The organism is Okeania sp. (genome assembly GCF_035285525.1).
Lineage (GTDB): Bacteria > Cyanobacteriota > Cyanobacteriia > Cyanobacteriales > Microcoleaceae > Trichodesmium.
The window spans coordinates 1-18,617 of sequence record NZ_JAYKGW010000237.1 but is presented as its reverse complement, the minus strand read 5'-3'; the positions used below and the strand labels follow the sequence as shown (position 1 = coordinate 18,617).

The window sequence follows — 18,617 nt, the reverse complement described above, 5'->3', positions numbered from 1 at the left end:
CATTGTCTTTAATTAAATAATTTATATTTGATAAGTAGCAGAAAAAATTGATAATATTTCTGAAATTATTGTTGTCTACTCCTAATCAATGGAACTAAAAATTATTTTAGTCCTTTATTTACAAAAAGAGAAAATCTCAAAACAAATTTTGATGTAGGCTGAAAGAACAAAATACACCAACCTATAATATCAATATCTTAAGTTCATCACCTGATGGTATAAGTAGTAATCTTTAATGAAGACAAATATGAGTACCCTGTTCCCACTAAATCCAGAAACTCCAAACAAATATTTCCAACAAGGCCAACAAGCTGTAGCAGCAGGCCAATTAAAAGAAGCAGTTACTCTCTACAGAAAAGCTATTGAATTTAACCCTAATTTGGCCATGTTTCACGAACATTTAGGATATGTTCTTACTCAAATAGGTAAATGGGAAGAAGCTGCTAAAGTTTACCACAAAGCAATAGAACTTCAACCTACTTCTGCATTATCTCATTACAATTTGGGAAATATGCAAGAAAAACAAGGTAAGTTAGGTCAAGCGATCGCTTCTTTTTCCCAAGCTATTAAGATTAATCCTAATTTCTCTGAATTTTACATTAGTTTAGGAAAAGTTTTAATCCAAAAAGGATTATTTTATGAAGCGATCGCTAATTTCCAAAAGGCTATATCTATGGACCCTGACTCTAGTATTGCTCATCAAAGTTTAGGAGTAGCTTTAGAAAAACAAGGTCAGATTGAGGAAGGGATAATTTGTTATCGAAAAGCGATTGACATTGATCCTGGTTTTTGGGCAGGATACCAAAAGTTAGGAATGGCTTTCACAAAATTGGGAGATTTACATCAAGCTGCGGAAATTTATTTAAAGGCTTGCCAAATAATTACGAACTCTGCTACAGTTTTTCATCATTATGGGGAAGTCTTGGCAAAATTACATCGGTGGGATGAGGCTATTGTTGCTTATCAAAAAACAATTGATTTATTGAGGGAGCAAAATACTACCCCTACAGCAGGACTCTATCATCAATTGGGATATGCTCTGACTCAAGAAAAAAGATGGGAAGAAGCTATTTCAGCTTATGGACAAGCACAGAAACTTCAACCAAAGTCCCCAGATATTTATCGCCATTTAGGATATGCTCTGGCTCAACAGGAAAAATGGGAAGAGGCAGTAGTAGCTTACCGGAAAGTTACGGAACTTCAACCAAAGTCCCCAGAGGTTTATCATTATTTAGGATATGCTCTGTCTCAACAAGAAAAATGGGAGGAAGCAGTTGTAGCTTACCGGAAAGCTTCTGAACTTCAACCTAATTCTCCAGATGTGTTTCATCAGTTCGGCCATGTTTTGATTCAATTAAAACAGAATGATTGGGCAGTAGCTGTTCTGCGTAAGTCTGTTAAACTTAATCCTAATATGGCTGAAGCTTATGGAGATTTGGGTAAGGCTTTGGGTAATATTAAACAGTGGGATGAGGCGATCGCTTCTTTTGAACGTGCCCTAAAGCTTAACCCCAATTTAGCTGAGGTATATGGTTATTTAGGGGAAAGTTATGCCTCACAACAAAAGTGGGATGCGGCTATTGTTAATTATCGCTACGCTTTAGAACTTAATCCCAAGTTAGCAGCAGTATACCATAATTTGGCTTTTGCTTTAGTACAGCAACAAAATTTTGATGATGCTATTGTAAATTATCGGCAAGCTATTGAGTTGGGTATTAATACGGCAGAAATTCACCATCAGTTGGGTCATACTTTGAGTAAGTTGAAACGGTGGGATGAAGCAGTTACGAGTTATCGTCGGGCAGCAGAAATTAATCCTAATTCGGCGGCATTATACCATATGTTGGGAGAAAGTTTGGCTGAACTGCAAAAGTTGGATGAAGCGGTGGCTGCTTATACGAAAGCTAGTCAACTTAATCCTAAATCTGCTGACGTAAGATACCATATTGGGAACGTTATGTCAAGATTAGGTAGATGGGATGAGGCGATCGCTGCTTATACTAAGGCTGTGGAGTTAAGACCTAATTCGGCAAAGTTTCTGTTTCAGTTAGGGGAAGTTAAGGCTAAAAAAAATCCATTAACTGATGCTATAAGTTTTTATCGTCGTGCTTTGGAAATAGACCCTTATTTTTCTAAAGCTAAGAAAAAATTAGAGGAAGTTTTATCTTTTCAAAGGGTTCTGGAAACTGGGGAAATTAGTAATTTAAGTGTATTAGGAGAAACGGAGTTTGAAGGTTGTTTGGATTATGCAACTATTGACTATGTTTCTGGTTGGGCGAGACATAAAAAAGATGCTAATAAGGTTGTATTTCTTGATATTTTTGTTGGTAATAATTTAATCGGAACTTTAGTCGCGAATAAATATAGAAAAGATTTAGCTGAGGCTTTTGATACTCATGGATATCATGCTTTTGCTCATAAGATTCCGCCTTCTTTACATAGCAATGGGTTAGTTGAAGTTAGTGTGAAAATAACAGAAACAGGTCAGCAATTAAAAAATTCTCCTAAACTTTTAGTAGTCGGACCGAAAGGGGTAAAACATGAAATTAAACTTAGTTATAATCAGGGAGAAATTAATAAACTTATCTATCGAGTTTTGGAACTCAAAAGTAAAAATTCCAAAGTAAAAAGTGAAGAAGTAAATTTTAAATTCCAAAGTAAAAATTCCAAAGTAAAAAGTGAAGAATTAGAAGAAGTCAAGAATCAAAATTCCAAAGTAAGAAATGAAGATTCAAAAGTTAAAAGTGAAGAAGGAATCAAAAGTGAAGAATTAGAAGAAGTCAGAAGTGGAGAGGAAGTTATAAATCAAATACCTCTGGCAAAAGTTAAGATAGAAAAACCAGAAGTAGCAGTAATTATTTTGAGTTTGAATGGAGCCAAACTCTTAAGTGAATTATTTGCTTCTTTTGAAATTTATAATACCTATGAAAATTATCAATTAATAATAGTTGACCACGGTTCCACAGATAATAGTATAGATGTCTGTATCCAATGGTCAGAAAAATTACCAATTACAATTATTGCTAGGGGAGATAATTATTCTTTTTCCAATTCAAATAATGTGGGAGTAGAGGAAACAAAAGCACCTTTACTACTATTTATGAATAATGATATTACCCTCTGCCAAGATATTATTCCGCAGATGGTTGAATTAATTCAAAAAGATGAAAATCTCGGAATGGTAGGAGTAAAATTATTAGACATAGTAAGCGATCGCTCTTTGGCTTTTCCTCCTACTCAACATTTAGGAGTTCAGTTATATTTCCACAGTCAAAATGAACCTTTTTATCCTTATGAAGTTAGATATGCTCCCCAATTATTAAAGGTACAATCTGCTCCTTGGAAAGTACCTGTTGTTACTGGAGCTTTAATGATGTGTCGGCGAGAAGATTTTCTGGCAGTGGGAGGTTTTAATGAAGACTATTTTTATGGTTATGAGGATGTAGATTTATGTTTGACTATTCGACAAAAATTAGGCAAAGAAATTATCAGTGCTAATAATTTAACTGCTTTTCATAATCGCGGTTTTTCTCGGTTTAATAAAGGGAAAGAATTTATCGAGAAAATCTTGAAAAATCGCCCGATAATTGAACAAAGATATGCTTATTATTTGCGTCGTCAACATTTACAAGATTTCTTTGAAAAAGGAATGTATTGGACTGGTCATCCTTTAACTATTGGGTTTGCTGTAACTGAAGCAGATATGGCAGCTTCCGCAGGAGATTATTTTACAGCGGTGGAGTTAGGAGAACAATTAGTTAAAGAATTTGGATGGGATGTTTATTATATTTCGGAAGGAGATGATTGGTATGATATGACAAGGTTAGATGTAATTGTGATTATGCGCCATGATTATGATTTAGAAAGAATAGAAAATGCTAAACCAAGTTTAGTAAAAGTTGCTTGGGCAAGAAATTGGTTTGAGGTTTGGGGGTCTCAAAAATCAAAGGTAGATTATGATTGTTTTTGGTGTTCTTCTCAAAAATCTGCTGATTATATTCAGCAGAAATTATTTAAACCTGCAACGGTAATTAGAATAGCAACTAATGAGGAAAGATTTGAGGAAGGAAGAAGGAAGAAGGAAGAAGGAAGAAGTGATAAAGTAGGAATTTTAAATCAGTCAGGAAAAATTGATTCTGAACTAGAGAAAAAATTGGGATTTTCAATTTCAGAAGAGTCAGAAAAAACTTCTTCTGAACTAGGTAATAAAATTCCCGAAGTAGGGAAAAATTCCGAAATAGGAATTTCAAAAGAGTCAGAAAAATTAGATTCTGAATTAGAGAAAAATTCCGAAGTAGGGAAAAATTCCGAAATAGGAATTTCAGAAATGTCAGAAAAATCCTCTTCTAAACTAGGTAATAAAATTTCCGAAGCCGGGAAAAGTGCAGTAGGGAAAAATTCTGAAATAGGAATTTCAAAAGAGTCAGAAAAATTAGATTCTGAATTAGAGAAAAATTCCGAAGTAGGGAAAAATTGCGAAATAGGAATTTCAGAAATGTCAGGCAAATCCTCTTCTAAACTAGGTGATAAAATTCCCGAAGTAGGGAAAAGTGCAGTAGGGAAAAATTCGGAATTAGGAATTTCAAAAGAGTCACACAAATCAGATTCGGAATCAAAGAAAAATTCAGAAGTAGCAATTTTAGAAGAATCAGAAAAGTCTTCTTCTGAACTAGGTAATAAAATTCCCGAAGCAGACAAAAGTAAAGTAGAAAGTAGTTCGGAAGTAGCAGTTTTAGAGCAACAGGAAAATATCAATTCTGAACTAGAGAATAAATATAAATCTGACTACTGTTTCACAGGAAGTTTCTGGAAATATCCACGAGATATTATGAGCGTATTGGAACCAGATAATTTACCTTTTGAATTTGCTTTGTATGGTTATAACTGGGAAAAATTTGAGAAGTTTAAAAAGTATAATCGCGGACCTCTTCCTTATACTGATATGCCAAAAGTTTATGCTTCTACAAAAGTAGTAATTGATGATGCCAACTCAGTTACAAAACAATGGGGTTCCACAAATTCTAGAGTCTTTGATGCAATTATGTCTGGTGCTTTAGTTATTAGCAATGGAGAATTAGGAAATCAAGAGTCTTTCGATGGAATTTTGCCTACTTATCATTCTCGTGAATCTCTAGAAAATTTATTACGAGAATATCTCACAAATGAGGAATTAAGATTAGCAAAAGTGGCAGAGTTACAGAAAATAGTTAAAGAAAAACATACTTATAAACATCGTGCTTATACAATATTTTCTGCCTTACGCGAAAAAATGAGTAATAGTTTCCGCATCGCTATAAAAATTGGAGTTCCTGACTGGAACCAAGCTCAAGAATGGGGAGATTATCATTTTGCCTTAGCCATGAAACGGCAATTTGAAATATTAGGTCATTCTGTCAGAATTGATATTTTGCCAGAGTGGGAAAATCCCCAAATATTTGGAGATGATGTGGCAATTACGATTCGAGGTTTGAGTCGTTATCAACCTAAGTCTTATCATATTAATTTGATGTGGAATATTAGTCATCCAGATAAAGTTTCTCTAGAAGAATATGAAGAATATGACCAAGTATTTGTGGCATCTCATTCTTATGCTGAGGAGTTACAAAAACAAGTAAAAGTTCCAGTCAACACTTTGCTTCAATGTACTGACCCAAATTTGTTTTATCCTGATGAGGAAGGTTTTGAAGAAGTAGGAGAAATTTTGTTTGTGGGAAATTCTCGAAAGGTTTATCGCCAGATAGTAAAAGATGCAGTGGAGAGTAATTTAAAGGTAGATGTTTATGGTACAAACTGGGGAAATTTATTGCCCGATGGTTATTTGAAAGGAGAATATATTCCTAATGAAATTTTACGACGTTATTACAGTAAATGTGGTGTATTATTAAATGACCATTGGGATACTATGCGAGAAAAAGGATTTATTTCTAATCGTTTATTTGATGCTGCTGCTTGTGGAGCAACAATAGTATCTGATAAAATTTCAGGTTTAGAAAAAGTCTTTGGAAATAAAATTTCTACTTATAATTCTCAGGCAGATTTGCCAAAAGTAGTAGCAAATAGTTTGCAGCAAAAAAGTCAGAATAAAGGAGTAAAATTAGAGTTGGCAAAATATGTTCGGGAGCATCATAGTTTTCAGAAAAGAGTAGAGAAAATGTTGGAAGCGATCAAGGAGCTAAATCAGAAAAAAATGCAAAGTCCTAAATAATTGATAATTAATAATTAACAATTAATAATTAATAATTGATAATTAGGGTTTACTGAATAAATTTGATATGACTTAGTAGGGACGTTGCATGCAACGTCCCTACCTATTACCTACTCCCTATTAAGATAAATATGCTTAAACCTACATTCCGCACGACAAAATGTAGTATCAAGCTAGGAGTTCCTAGGTCATGCTCCGCAAACAGAAGTCAGAACCGGTGAATCCAGAATTTAGAAGAAATTCACATACTTTGCAAGTATTTATACTTAATATTTGTCTGAGAATTTGACGAATGGAAAAGTTCAATCAAGGTGATTTTTACAGTATAAATACTTACACTCGCTACCAAATTATTATAATACTAAGCGTGCTACAACTTGACGTGCGGAACGTGGGCTTAAACTTCTGCTTTTTGCTCCAATAAATCTGATGCCTTAGCGCCACGATTCATTAAACTCCATTTTGGCTCTATAGGATCGTACTTGCAATAGCATACAAATATTTTTTTGTCTGTATTAAGGTCAACAAATTTTTCAACTCTGGTGACAACCCAATCTCCATCCCGGCCATGAGTAGTAAAACCATTTTCAGATTCTGATTTGTAATTTCTGGTTCTATCTCCTATTTGAGGAATAGAAGGTTTTTCTTGGTAAGTCCAATTTTCCCAAAGAATGTTAGTCAAACTTTCTCTTGGCATTAGCATCCGGTCTTCCCAACCATAATCACTTCTATTTTCGGTTTTGTATACAATCCAAGTTTCAGTTGTCATATCTCGAATCCTCAAATGATGTTTGTTCTCCCTCAAAGACGCAATCGACTTTTAGGATTTCTTGTTCTTTATTAAATCTAATATCTTTCAACTTCCATCCATATTTCTCTTCCATTTTTTCACATTCTTCTGGGGTGGTAGCAGAATGAATATTTTCAGGATTTTTGTCATTATTAGACATTAATAAATCCTCAATAATCTACATTATAATATAAAACTAAACCAATGAATAATATCACAAATACTGTATAATTTTTTCTATTAGAGAACAAAGTATTATTTACTAACTTTCTCAAATAAATTATGCCTGAAATATATGTAATTGGTGGAGCTAATGGCTCAGGAAAAACTACTGTTGCTAAGAAACTATTACCAAATGTTCTTGATATTTTTGAATATGTTAACGCAGATGAAATTGCTACTGGACTATCTCCTTTTAACGCTGAATCAGTTGCTATCCAAGCTGGAAGGTTAATGTTAGAACGTCTGAAAACTTTAGTTAAAGAAAAACTTGATTTTGCTTTTGAAACTACTCTAGCTGCCCGAAACTTCGCTCATTTTTTGAGAAACTGTAAAGCTGATGGCTATACAATTAATTTAATTTATTTCTGGTTACAAACTCCTGAATTAGCAATAGAAAGAGTTCAAAGACGAGTAGACAGTGGAGGACATAATATTCCTATTGAAGTTATTCGCCGTCGCTATGAAAGAGGAAAGAAAAACTTAATTCAGCTATATTTACCCTTATGTGATAGTTGGATTGTCTATAATAATTCTGAGGATAATCCCCAATTAGTAGCTGAATACTCACACAACCTTTCAGTTATTATTTATCAACCCTCTATCTGGCAACAAATAACAGAAAAAAACAATGAATAAAAAAAATTCCGGTAAATTATCAGAACAAATTGATTCTGGTGTAAAAGCAGCGATCGCTTCTGCAATAGAAAGACATCGAAGATTAGGAGAATCAATTAGTATTCTCAAAGATGGTAAAATTGTGACATTAACTGCCGATCAAATTCCACCTTTAAAAAATAGTCATTAATCAAAAAATACTCTAACTAAAAGTCAAGAACAAATTTATGAATCTATCAACCCAAAATAATACCTCTCGTAAGAACCCAAACCATCCCAATGGCATTAAAAAAGTCCAAGTGGGTTGTGGACCCCAAAATATTTTGCCTGATTGGTGGAATGTAGATATTCGTCCTTTTAATGGGATTGACCAAACAATGGACGTAACTAAACCTTGGCCTTTTAATGGTTTGGAATATATTTATGGGGAACATTTTCTCGAACATCTAAGTCTAGAAGGAGCGATCGCTTTCTTAAATCATGGTTGGAAAAGTCTCAAACCTGGTGGAGTAATTAGACTTTCTACTCCTGCTGTTGAGTGGGTACTTTCCACTCATTTTAATTTATCAGAAAAGAATCCCCAGAGACGAATTGATTCTACATTATCTATCAATCGGGCTTTTCATGGATGGGGTCATCAATTTCTTTATTCCCAAGATTTTTTGCAATCTTTACTGAGTCATTTAGGATGGCAAAATATAGTATTTTGTGAGTATGGAAAAAGCCAACATTCAAGCCTAATAGATATTGAACGTCATGGAAATTATCGAGTAGATAACGGATATCCTAATGTTTGGATTGTTGAAGGTACAAAAGGCGAAGGTCGTTCAGAATCTAGTTTTTCATCTTACAAAAATTTACTCAATAAATCTTATATAAGTCATGTTAATTCTGGTCATTAAATTTTAAAAGCATGAGATTTTACCTATTTGAATCATTATATTGTTAATACTTTATTTTACTAGATTGAATATGTCAAACACAAAAAATACATCAGATAAACTTTCAAGTATTAGGTCAGAATTGGATTCATCAAAAATGAGACTAATTCAACTTAAAGCTGAATTAAATAAATTCAAGTCCAAGTCTGATTTAGAAAATCAGATAGCTATAGAACACAAGAATAATCAAATCATACAAAATCAGCTATTAATAACTACTGGTTCTCTGCAAAAAGTAGCCATTGAAAATCAAGTTTTATTTATTGAAGGATGGGTAGTTTCATTTGAGGATTATTTACTTGATAACTTTAAACTTTCTATTGCAGGTGAAGAAATACAGAATTTTGAACTAGAATTAAGACGGGATAGCCTCCATCTAAAAAAAGCCTTTCCCAACTTCAAGAATGTTGATAAGGCCGGATTTTTGATTAAATTACCACTTAATCAGAAACAACAAAATTGGCAAGATGCTCTAGTTATTTTGACACCTTTGTTTGGTAGGTATGAAGGTTCTATTTTAGTAAATTTGCTCCAATCTTCTATACCGCTCCCCAGTCAACAGTATCTTCAGTGGGCAGGCGGCGGTGGAGAAAATGGGGCATTTGTGAGGAACTCTTTTGCCTTCCTAGGTTACTTTATCCAATTAGTAGGATTAAAACAAACAGATCGGGTTCTAGAAGTTGGATGTGGTTTAGGAAGAATGGCTTATGGTTTAGCTCACTACTTAAAACCTCCAGGTAGTTATGAAGGTTTCGAGATTATGGCTAGATTTATTAAGTGGCCTCAACAAGAAATATCAACACGCCGTCCTCATTTCAATTTCTGTTTAGTGAATATATATAACTATCACTACAACCCTGGTGGAAATATAGAAGCAAAAGATTTTATTTTTCCTTATGAAGATAAAAGTTTTGATTTCATATTTTTGACCTCTGTATTTACTCATATGCAAACTGAGGAAGTACGACATTATTTAGAGGAGATATATAGAGTATTGAAGCCAGGCGGAAAGTGCTTGTGTAGTTGTTTTTTACTTAATCAAGAATCAGAAAATTTAATCAGTGAAGGGAAAAGTAGCTTTCAGTTTGTGCATGAGTTGAATGGATGTTTTACAATTGACCTTATTAAACCAGAAGTTGCTATTGCCTATAAAGAGTCTTTGTTACTAAAATGGGTATCTGAATCTGGTTTGAGTGTAATCAATAAGTATTATGGTTCATGGTCTGGTCGAAAGAGATACGTTAGTGGTCAAGATATATTAATTTTAAGCAAGCTTTGAGGCATTTAAACTACCGATAAATATCTGAGCTTAAGGCAAAAGGCAGTCATGAATTCCTATTACAATTGTATGCAAGAAACAAAAGTAATTGTGCATTTTAAATGCGTCTTAGCTTAAGAAATAGTGATTAATTAAATTTCTTCAGTTTCATTTTTCATTAGATATCTCCAATAATAAAAAGCAAAATCAATTATCACGACAAGAAATTATAAATTATTCCCCTCTTGGGAGGGGTTAGGGGTGGGTTAGTCGGTATTTTCTGGAATGTCTATTAGCAAGTATTCAGGTCTTTGGGTTCCATTATTCTTGATAGTGTTCCATTCTTATTTGGAATGACTATACGTTTTATTATTCGTATTTAAGAAAATTTAGATATGCTAAAAAAAAAGCTCAAGAATCAGTAGTAAGTATCCAAAAAGTTCGATAAAAAGCAGAGGGTTATCCTTAATATATACAAGTTATGGGTAAGCCTCTCAAAGGCTTTTTTCTGATAAAGCTGAGTCTTATTGCTTATAGCTGAGGTGCTAATAGCTGAATGCTTACCAACAAAGCCTTATATCTAAGTAGTCGTCCAAAATTAATCTCCTATTTGAGAGAGAGAACACTTAACTGGAAATAGGGAACAGGAAAGAGGTAAGGAATAACAGAAAATCAACAGAATGTGTAATTAATTTTGCATAGGCACTTATATTAATAGTTAATAGTTAAGTTTCAATAATTAGTATATTTAGAAATGGAAAATAATCAACAGGGAACTTGGCTCAAAAATAATCGCCAAATGATTTCTGTAACATCTGCTGAGGAAATGAAAAATGGCAATAGACTGATGCGTAATGGTAAATTTGAGGAAGCGATCGCTGCATATCAATTTGCTTTAAAGCTAAATCCATACTCACCTTGGTCTTATTATTATTTAGGAAATGCTTTCTTCAAGTTAAGTAAATTTGAACAAGCAATAGAGACTTATAAATCTGCATTAAAACTAAACCCTAATGTTGCTTGGTTTAACTATGATTTAGGATTAGCTTTTTACGAAAAAGGAAATGTTAAAAAAGCGCTAATTTTCTTCCAAAAAGCAGTTGAGTTATCCCCTGAATTTGCCAGTGGATATAAACATTTAGGTGATTGTTTCTTAAAAAAAGGAAAACTATCAGAAGCTGTCAAATCATATCAAACTGCTTTTCAATTAAAGCCCAACTTATTAGTTAAATATTACTCTAGTTTAGCTAAAGCATTACGGAGACAAGGATTAATTGAAGAAGCTATAGCTCTCTACTGTAAAATAGCTGAACAAAACCCTGAAGAATATCCAAATATACCAGTTGTATTAAGTAAAGATATCGGCAAATTTCTAGAGCTTCCTAACAATAACCAAAATGAAAAATATCGGGTAAGTTATACACAGATTAATTTCTCCAATCCTAATTACTTTAACCCATCTTTAACTGTAGATAAAAACATTCATCAAAACTTTTGTATTAAAACTTCTCATTATGTAAATAATTTTCTTATGCTAGTTCCTAAAGGAAGAGTTTGGAGCAATGATTCTTGGGGGGTAGTTGTGACTGACTCAGAAGATGAAATTTTAACCAAAAGGATGTTCAGAAAACCTGATATTATTGACTTAATGTCAACAAAAAACTTACCGCCAGCTCTAAATTTAGATGGAACAGCAGTATTTTTATCATCTCGGTGGGGGTATAATTATTACCATTGGATATTTGATGTAATTTCTCGCTTGGAATTGCTCTTCAAAGGAGGTATAGATTTAGGTTATGTAGATAAATTTATAGTTAATTCTTACCAACAAAGATTTCAAAAAGAAATATTAACTTTTTTAGGTATTCCTCAAGAAAAAGTTATAGAAAGTTATCAAAATCATCATATTATAGCTGATAAATTAGTTGTACCATCCTTACCTCTGGCAGCTCCTTCAAAATGGAATTGTGACTTTATTAGAAGAGAGTTAATGCCATTAAAAAATCAAGTTAAATCAACAAAATATCAAGAGCGTATTTACATAAGTAGAAAAGACAGTGATGTGCGTCGTCTTGTTAATGAAGATCGGGTAATTGAATTTTTAAGTACACTTGGTTTTCAGACTGTAGTTCTCTCTTCTACTTCAGTTGCAGAGCAAGTTTCTTTGTTTGCCAATGCCAAAGTTATAGTTGCAGTTCATGGTGCAGCACTTACTAATATAGTATTCTGTCAGTCTGGTACTAAGATTATAGAGTTATTTGGACCTGATGCTCTGAGAAATTGCTACTATATAACTGCTAATCACTGCAATTTAGAACACTATTATATGATAGGTGAATCTTCTAGGAGCAGACAGGATTTACCAAAAAATAGAGATTTAGATGTAGTCATTAATATTGACTTACTATCAAAATTACTTCAGGTAGCAAAAGTTCATTAGGCTATTACTAAAGTACTAGCTTTTAGGTTAAAAAAATTAAAAAAGTTAGCACAAAAAGCCCATATCATGTCCGGTAGCATCGGTATTGTATAAAGAAGGTAAGGAAGAAGGAAGAAGGAAGAAGATCGATGTGAAGAAGGAAGAAGATCGATGTGAAGAAGGAAAAATCTTACTTATGGCGGTAGATATTTTCCCAACTTTTACACGCTCCGATTGCCTTCGGACATGATATCATGAGGGCAGAAAAATTAAGAGACAATTCTTCCAACTAATTCCTCTATAACTCCCTACTCCTCCTAAATTCCCCTCCTGGGAGGGGTTAGGGGTGGGTTTACTCCCTACTCTCTACTCCCTACTCCCTACTCCCTACTCCCTACTCCCTACTCCCTACTCCCTACTCCCTACTCCCTACTCCCTACTCCCTAATTTCCGACTTTTTCACCAAACCCTAAATATTTGGTGGTAGACAAACTTCCTAGAATAATCAATTCTTTTGTTTTGCCTGTATCTGTTGCAACCGAGACTGTAATTGCTTAAAAGCTTGCTGAGATTGCTGTAGATGGGATAATGGTTGGGATTCTTGAGTTATGATTTTCCTTAACTTAACTGCTAATAAAGGAAGACGGATTTGATTTTCTAGCACAACTTGTAAAGTAAATTCATCACTAGGGATTTGGCTAAAGTTAATATATTTGTCAAATCCAGAGTTTTCAGCAGTTTTTGAATAGCTGGGAAAAGCTCTTGCCACATCTAACCTTTGGATATCAACTTGAATAGTCTGGAATACTTGTCCATCACTAACTAATTCTACAGATTTTGCAGGAGAGGTTTTTCCTAATACCCAACCTCTTATTCCAATGCTAGAATCAGTTTTATTACCTTTTCTCGGTTTCCCGAGCGAAAATCCCTCTAGATGTTCTGATGGTGTTTTAGCTAATCTGACGACATCTACAACTTCTCTCAGATCTTCTTCAGGTAGAAGCTTTTGCATATCAATATCATCTCGCTTCCACCATAAAAGAGGTTCGCTATTCCAAGGATCGTAAGGGATTAATTTCTTGGCTTGAAAATGAGGGCGGAAGAAAAACTTTCCTCGTTCATTTAACACAGATGCAGCAAAGGAAAATGAGCTATTTGATATAGCTAACACATCACATTGACTCAAGATGTAAAAATCTGGATAGTCAGGTGTCTGGGGTAACTCTATACCCAAATCTTTAACCGTAACAGGATTATAATCCGCAAAATCACTGACAACTTCTTCAACTTCATCGCTAGCAATAAATAAAACTGGTTCCTCTAAGGTTTCCCACAAACCAGCCAACCAATCTTTATACCATTCGTTAGGAGCTACATAAGCACAAGTAATGCCAGAACGTTTTTCCCTCATTAGGTGTTTATAGTCCCCTTGGCGTAAATGCAAACCAACTATTGTTTTTCCCCGTTCCTGGAGTTTCTTCATCGCTACTGCCACTGTTGATTTTACCTCTCCAATAGGTTGAAACAATGATTTGAAATACTCTTTGTAGGGCGCGTAATAGCTAAAATGAAGCTGAAAATAACCAAAGAAGTCAACGTCTTTAAAGGGTTGTTCTGAATCAGGTATCGATCGGGAACCAGTTTTTCCATCTATTATTTCCTTAACTTTTTGCAAATTTTCCAATCGAGAAATTGGCGGATCTTTGTGACCAAAAAGATACTGGCCTATCCAATTAGGAGTTTCAGCTCGGAGATTATGTTTGAGGGCATAAGTTTTCAAGAAACCATACTGAAATATCTGGTTACCAAAACGACCATTAAAACCTAGTTCAGAGACAGTAACAACTGGCTTTCTGATATAAAAAGCATCTCCCCAAGTAGGATTTGGTGTTGTAGTTGCCACCCGCTCAAACCCATGTTGTTCTAAAAATTCATCAATCTCATCAATTAATGCACATCCTTCATACAGTTCTTCATAATTAATTTCTGTATTAATAGCATCAACATATTTTAGTAGATTCGTAGCTCCTTGCAAAGCTAATAATTCTGCACCCTGAATATCTATATTCAAAAAATTGAATTCTTCTGGTTGATTTCCTAGTTCTTGTAACAAGGTATCCAATGTCTTTCCAGGTACATTAACTTGATGAGTTTCTTTAATATTTGGATAAATATTACTATGACCTTTTAGAGGTAAGATGGAACTACTTTGTTCGTTAGAAGTGACGTGTAAGTTAACGATGCCGTTACGATTAGTAATTGCACAATTAACTACTTGTACATTATGTAAATTGGCTACTTGTTTTTGGAGCCGTTCAGACACAACTGGATTAGCTTCAATGAACAAAACTTTTTTGACATTCATTCGTTGATATTCTCCAAGTTCCTGTCCCATGTGCGCTCCAATATGTACTACACCACTGATATTAATAGAATGTTCTTGACATAGAGCAGCAATGTCAAGCATTTGATCTTTTTTACCACCTAAAATATTGACATTGAAACGTTCATTAACTGCTAAGAAATTGGCATAGCCATAATTTTCATATTCTGGTAAAAATTGAGGTAAATAATCTACCCTATCTGGCAGCATCTTAAAAATTAAATATCGGCAACTTTGCAAATAATTAAAAACTTGTTTTAAGGTTGTTTTCGAGTCAATATAAGTTCCACCATACTCAAATTGAATATAATCTATTTTTCCTTGTTTCAATAATTTATCGCAGCCATGAAGCACATCTAATTCACTACCCTCTACATCTATTTTGAGAAAATTAATTCTTTTAATTCCTAAACTATGACAATAATTATCTATAGTAGTTGTCAAGATTGGTAATTCTATTGGAGGCTTAAATTTAGGTCGCTTTTCTACATCAACCCTTCTATAAAATGTACTTAATTCAGGGGCACTTTCATAATCATAAAATCTCTTAATTTCTTCAGTTTTGGCGACAGCAAAATTATTGGCAATAATTTTTCCTGACGGTATTTGTGCAGATAGATTTTTAACGAGATTTCTGTATGCTTTAATTCTGGGTTCAAATATATGTATTTCAGCATTGGGATGATGAGCTAAAACTTCTTGAGTCCAATTTCCCACCGAAGCTCCCACATCAAAAACTATATCGTCAGATTTAATAAATCTGGAAATAACGTGACTTTCTCCACTATTTCTAAATAAAGCAATGTTTTGTTTAGCATTTTGTTTGTTGGGTCTTTTTCTGAATGTTACTTCTGCTATGGGAACGCGAGTTTCATCTTTCAATACTGCTTGTAAAGTGAATTGATTATTGTTAGAAAGTTGATGGGAATTAATGGATTTTCTAAATCCAGAATTTTCTCCAGTTTTTAAATAGTTTGGGAAAGCTTGAGCCACATCATGTCTTTCCCAATCAACCGGAATAGTATCTAATACTTGTCCTCCATTAACTAATTCTATTGCTTTTACTGGAGATTTTTTTCCTACTACCCAACCTCTTACACGCACAATAGTATCAGTTGCTCTTTTTGTTGGTTTTTCTAGCCTAAAATCTACTAAATATTGAGTTGCAGTTTCAAAAAAATTAACCACATTAACAATTTCTATCAAATCTTTTTCTTGGGGATTAGATGATTGGATAATACCTGGAGACTGACGAGTTTTAGAGTATTCTTGGGATAATTTAGTATTAATATCTTGAGAATATTTAGCAATTAAAGATTTGGCATATTCGGGCACAGAAACTATCACATCTTCTACAATAACTGTGTATCTACTTTTTCCACCCAAAAAGTTTAATTTTTTGATAACTTCACTAATATTCGGCCATTCATCAACTTGATGAGGGAGTGGTGGTGGTGAAGTAAAAAGTCGTGCATCATCAATCATAATAAAATGATCGAATTCTGAATTATTAATAATTTCTAACTCTTCTAATAAAGGACACTCATCTCCCTTTCCATAAGTAACATTTCCTGACCAATGAGCGTCTAACCAAAATAGAGCTGGTTCTTTCAGCTTAGGTACAATTGATTGAATTTGTTCTTTTGAATGACCAAACAAAAATTCTATATTTTTTACTTGACTATGCCTTTTCAGCACTTCATCATAAATTTTCTGGGAAAATTCAACAGTTATTACTTTGTTAAAATGTTTTGCTGCCCATAAAGCGGTATCTCCATAGTGAGTTCCTGTTTCCACAAATACTTGCAAATTGTATTTATTTCTTAGTTGAATAGCTAGTTCAGTGGGAACTCCACCTCTTACTATACCCATGATTTTTTTCCTCGGTTAATATAAAACGTTATTGAATTGTTACGTGAATTTTGGGATTTTTCAGACTGTTAAATTAGTTGATTTTAAAGTTTTAGTAGATAACCTTCCCTAGAAATAGGAATATAGAGTTTACTGCTCTAAATAATTTCAGTATCTTTATGAAAAGCACTATCAACTTCAGAAATAAACTAATCATCAACAGCTATAATACTTTGACAATGAGCGACTGTTTTTATATCAGACAAACAAGCATTATTAAGAAGTAGATAAACTATCTACAAATGTAAAACATAATTCTCTATTTTTAATCAGATTTATTGCTTTTTTTATCTAAAGAAAATAATCTGACAATATCTACATTAGTCTTATATTGTTCAATATTTTTCAAGAAAGTTTCATACTCTCCTCCTTGAAAATTTTGAGTTCCTAATGTTATTTTTATATGCCACCTAAGCTAATAATTTTTTTATTTCTCCTTGAAAAAACCTATTTCTATAAAATCCCAAGGATATATTTGCACAAAATATTCTGCTACTATAGCAAGTCTTTTTCACTGATGAAAACTTCCTTAATTAAAATTTTTATAAATACCTATTTTTTTCTTCTTTTGTTGTTTCCTGAAGAAGATTTAGCAACTTTTTGATTAGATTCAGGTTTATAGTCACCTTTTAATTTTCTGAGTTTTATTTTAGTCTGTTGTAGTTGAAGTTTCGTTTGTTCAGACTCTTGTTTTACTTGTTCTAACTCCTTTTGTTTCTCCTCAAGTTGAGAATAAGACTCTTCTAATACTCCCATTGTTTCCTCAAGCTGCAACTGATACTTTTCCAACAACTCCTCTTTCTCCTGTAACTTGGCCTTAGTTTCCTCCAACTCTTTCTGCAACTGCGACTCTGACCCCGACTGCTTCTGCTGCAACTTCCCTTGCAACTCCTCCAATGTCCCCATTACCTGTTCCATTTGAGACTGATACTGCTCCAACACACCCATGGTCTCACCTAACTGAGACTGAGACTGCTCCCATAACTTTTCTGTCTTCTGTAACTTGGCCTTAGTTTCTGTCAACTCTTGTTTAACTTGTCCATGTAACTCTAACTCTTGTCGTTCTCCCTTTTCCTTTAGGTGATGTAACTCAAGGTGGGTTTGCTCCAATATTCCTACTGTTTCTTCTAACTGCATCTGATATTTCTTTAACAACTCCTCAGTCTCCCGCAACTGAAACTTAGTTTCCTCCAACTCCTTCTTGAGTTCCAACTCTACTCTCGACTCCTTTTGTAACTGTTCCTTAACCTCCTTGGACTCATGCTGCTTCTGCTGCAACTTCCCTTGGGACTCCTCTAATGTCTCGATGGTCTTTTCCATTTGAGACTTATATTCTTCTAGTACTCCCATAGTTTCACTTAACTGGGACTGAGACTGATCTAATAACTTCTCAGTATCCTGCAATTTGGCCTTAGTTTCTACTAACTCCTGCTTAACTTGTTCATTGGACTCTGACTGCTGTTGTTCTCCTTTTTCTTTAAGCTGATGTAACTCAAAGTGGGTTTGCTCCAACTCTCCTAATACCTCATCTAACTGAGATTGCGATCGCTCCAATTCTTCTCTCACATCATGGAACTCTGACTTAGTTTTGTCTAATTTTTGTTGACTTTCTTGCCACTTACCCTTATAATCATCTCTTTCTTTCTGAGACTGAGATTCCTTTAACAACTTTTGAGTCTCCTGCAACTTGGCCTTAGTTTCCCCTAACTCCTGCTTAACTTGTTCATTAGACTCTGAGTGCTGTTTTTCCCCTTTTTCCTTTAGCTGATGTAACTCAAAATGGGTTTGCTCCAACTCTCCCAATACCTCATCTAACTGAGATTGCGATCGCTCCAACTCTTCTCTCACATCATGGAACTCTGACTTAGTTTTG

Annotated in this window: 9 protein-coding genes and 1 pseudogene; 6 read left to right on the top strand and 4 right to left on the bottom strand. The window is 34.0% G+C overall.

Translation table 11 applies throughout. The features are described 5' to 3' along the window. Window positions 1-235: 235 nt before the first annotated feature. A complete protein-coding gene (locus VKJ25_RS22475) occupies window positions 236-6,205 on the top strand; it encodes a tetratricopeptide repeat protein (protein ID WP_324238879.1) in 5,970 nt (1,989 codons plus the stop codon). Between the two features lie 397 nt (window positions 6,206-6,602). Here VKJ25_RS22475 and VKJ25_RS22470 read toward each other — a convergent pair whose 3' ends face one another. Both VKJ25_RS22470 and VKJ25_RS22465 read right to left on the bottom strand, forming a co-directional pair. Continuing rightward, window positions 6,603-6,974 carry a hypothetical protein gene (locus tag VKJ25_RS22470; protein ID WP_324238878.1) on the bottom strand — a complete coding sequence of 124 codons (372 nt, stop codon included), beginning with the start codon at window positions 6,972-6,974 and terminating at the stop codon, window positions 6,603-6,605. Then, window positions 6,964-7,155 carry a hypothetical protein gene (locus VKJ25_RS22465; protein WP_324238877.1) on the bottom strand — a complete coding sequence of 64 codons (192 nt, stop codon included), beginning with the start codon at window positions 7,153-7,155 and terminating at the stop codon, window positions 6,964-6,966. Before VKJ25_RS22465 ends, VKJ25_RS22470 begins: the two co-directional genes overlap by 11 nt. Window positions 7,156-7,277: 122 nt before the next feature. Here VKJ25_RS22465 and VKJ25_RS22460 point away from each other — a divergent pair, with 122 nt between their 5' ends. The 5 genes from VKJ25_RS22460 (at window position 7,278) to VKJ25_RS22440 (ending at window position 12,471) form a co-directional block, all read left to right on the top strand. Further along, a complete protein-coding gene (locus tag VKJ25_RS22460) occupies window positions 7,278-7,853 on the top strand; it encodes an ATPase (protein WP_324238876.1) in 576 nt (191 codons plus the stop codon). Continuing rightward, window positions 7,846-8,022 carry a hypothetical protein gene (locus VKJ25_RS22455; protein WP_324238875.1) on the top strand — a complete coding sequence of 59 codons (177 nt, stop codon included), beginning with the start codon at window positions 7,846-7,848 and terminating at the stop codon, window positions 8,020-8,022. Before VKJ25_RS22460 ends, VKJ25_RS22455 begins: the two co-directional genes overlap by 8 nt. A gap of 37 nt (window positions 8,023-8,059) precedes the next feature. Further along, on the top strand, window positions 8,060-8,734 hold the full coding sequence (locus tag VKJ25_RS22450) for a class I SAM-dependent methyltransferase (RefSeq protein WP_324238874.1): 675 nt from the start codon (window positions 8,060-8,062) through the stop codon (window positions 8,732-8,734). Window positions 8,735-8,870: 136 nt separating this feature from the next. After that, window positions 8,871-10,052 carry a class I SAM-dependent methyltransferase gene (locus tag VKJ25_RS22445; RefSeq protein ID WP_324238873.1) on the top strand — a complete coding sequence of 394 codons (1,182 nt, stop codon included), beginning with the start codon at window positions 8,871-8,873 and terminating at the stop codon, window positions 10,050-10,052. Between the two features lie 733 nt (window positions 10,053-10,785). Beyond that, window positions 10,786-12,471, top strand: coding sequence for a tetratricopeptide repeat protein (locus VKJ25_RS22440; RefSeq protein WP_324238872.1), 1,686 nt, complete (start codon window positions 10,786-10,788; stop codon window positions 12,469-12,471). 484 nt (window positions 12,472-12,955) lie between these two features. Here the strand turns inward: VKJ25_RS22440 and VKJ25_RS22435 are convergent, their stop codons facing one another. Next, on the bottom strand, window positions 12,956-16,705 hold the full coding sequence (locus VKJ25_RS22435; RefSeq protein WP_324238871.1) for an FkbM family methyltransferase: 3,750 nt from the start codon (window positions 16,703-16,705) through the stop codon (window positions 12,956-12,958). Window positions 16,706-17,296: 591 nt separating this feature from the next. Continuing rightward, a pseudogene (locus VKJ25_RS22430) lies at window positions 17,297-18,617 on the bottom strand (hypothetical protein); the annotation flags it as partial.